The 1,960-nt window shown below is 32.4% G+C and carries 2 protein-coding genes; one reads left to right on the forward strand and one right to left on the reverse strand.

Annotation, left to right across the window (positions count from 1 at the left end; genetic code table 11):
• Positions 1 to 494, reverse strand: a 494-nt coding sequence (locus tag ENL20_05905) for a hypothetical protein (protein ID HHE38089.1), incomplete at its 3' end; no start/stop codon positions are given.
• Here ENL20_05905 and ENL20_05910 point away from each other — a divergent pair.
• Positions 473 to 1,960 (forward strand): GAF domain-containing protein (locus ENL20_05910; GenBank protein HHE38090.1); only part of this gene is annotated, 1,488 nt, incomplete at its 3' end. The two genes, ENL20_05905 and ENL20_05910, sit on opposite strands and share 22 nt — an antisense overlap.

Consider the following 1,960-nt stretch of genomic DNA (forward strand, 5'->3'; position numbering starts at 1 on the left):
TCTTTATCCAAATTGTTTATTAATTTTTGATATGTTTCCAAACTGATGAAAGGTTGATCGATCATTTGCAGAAGGATTGGATTCTTTCCGGAAACGGAATTAAATCCTTTTAAAATCGAAGAAAACATCCCTTGTTTATGATTTTCATTATAAACTAAATTGATTTTTCTTTTATCTCCAAATTCATCAAATAGCACTTTTTTCACCTGATGATAATTTGCTCCCAGAATGATAAAAATTCTCTCAGAAAATACAGACAGTTTTTCCAAAATAATGGAAATAATCCTTTTTCCTTTGATCTGAAGCAGTGCTTTATCTGTTCCCATTCTTTGAGATAATCCGGCAGTTAATAAAATAGTATCAATCTTTGTATCAATACTCTGGCTAAAATTTATTGACATAAAACCACCCTCAAAACATATATCCAGAAAAATAGACACTTGAAAAGTGTCAAATTTAATAAAGAGGAAAAATGGAAGAAAAAAAGACCTCATTTGATCATATAGAAAAATTAACCAAAATCGGGATCGCTCTTTCTGCAGAAAAGGATATCAATAATTTTTTCAACCTGGTTCTGGAAGAAGCCATGAATTATACAAGTGCAGATGGCGGAACAATTTATACTGTTTCTGAAGATGGAAAATTTCTTGATTTTAAAATTGTCTGTACTTTATCAAAAAATTTTAAACTTGGAATTGCCGACACGGTTAAGTGGCCCAGCATCCCTTTGTTTGATGAACAAGGAAATAAAAATCTGAAAAATTTTGCTTCTTATGTCGCTCATACCGGAACTACTGCAAGTATCGAAGATGTTTATAATCAGAATATTTATGATAATAGCGGCACGAAAAAATATGATAAAGCGAATAATTATCGATCAAAATCCTTTGCAGCCATTCCCTTGAAAAATCATGAAAATGATGTTCTTGGCGTCATTCAACTTATTAATGCAATGGACAAAGATAGAAATATCATTTCCTTTACTGAGCAGCACATTACAATGTTAACATCCCTTGCTTCGCAAGCCGCGATCGCTTTAACGAATAAGAAACTGATCGAAGGTCTGGAAAAACTTTTAAATCAATTTATTCGAAGTATCGCGAAAGCAATCGACCGTAAATCTCCATATACAGGAGGACACATTTCCAGAGTTGCGTCATTAACCGAGCAATTAGCAAAAGAAATTGATGAAGATAATAAAATTTATAAAGATATACATTTCACTGAAGATGAATTCCAGGAAATAAGTATTTCCGGTTGGATGCATGATATTGGAAAAATCACTACTCCAATTTTTATTATGGATAAAGCAACAAAATTAGAAACTATGCTCGATCGCATTTTGCTGATCCAGACTAGATTTGAAATGATCAAATTAGCAATAAAAAATGATCTTTTAAAATGCAGTAAAAAAAGGAAAACCGAATTGGAAAAACTTTTAATCCAATTAGATGAAGATTGGAAATTCCTCCAAAAAGCGAATATTGGAGGAGAATTTATGAAAGATGGTGATGTTAAAAGGATCGATAGGATTTTTGAATTCTGTTATGAATTTGAAGGGAAAAAATATACATTACTTAATGAAGATGAAAAGACCAACCTGACAATCAGAAGAGGAACTTTATTATCAGAAGAAATCGATAAAATGCGGGAACACGCTGTTGTAACCCATGAAATGCTGAACCAGTTGACTTTCCCAAAAAAATACAAAAATGTTCCTCTTTACGCATCTGCTCATCATGAAAAACTAAATGGAAAGGGTTACCCATTCCATTTAACAGCAGAAAAACTTCCCTTGCAAGCCAGAATTATAGCAGTTGCTGACCTTTTTGAGGCTCTAACCGCTGCTGACAGACCATATAAAAAAGGGAAAACTTTATCGGAAACCTTTCGTATTTTGGGTTTTATGGCAAAGGATCATGAAATCGACAAACATATTCTGGATCTTTTAATAAATTCA

The sequence above is a fragment of the Candidatus Cloacimonadota bacterium genome (assembly GCA_011372345.1).
Lineage (GTDB): Bacteria > Cloacimonadota > Cloacimonadia > Cloacimonadales > TCS61 > DRTC01.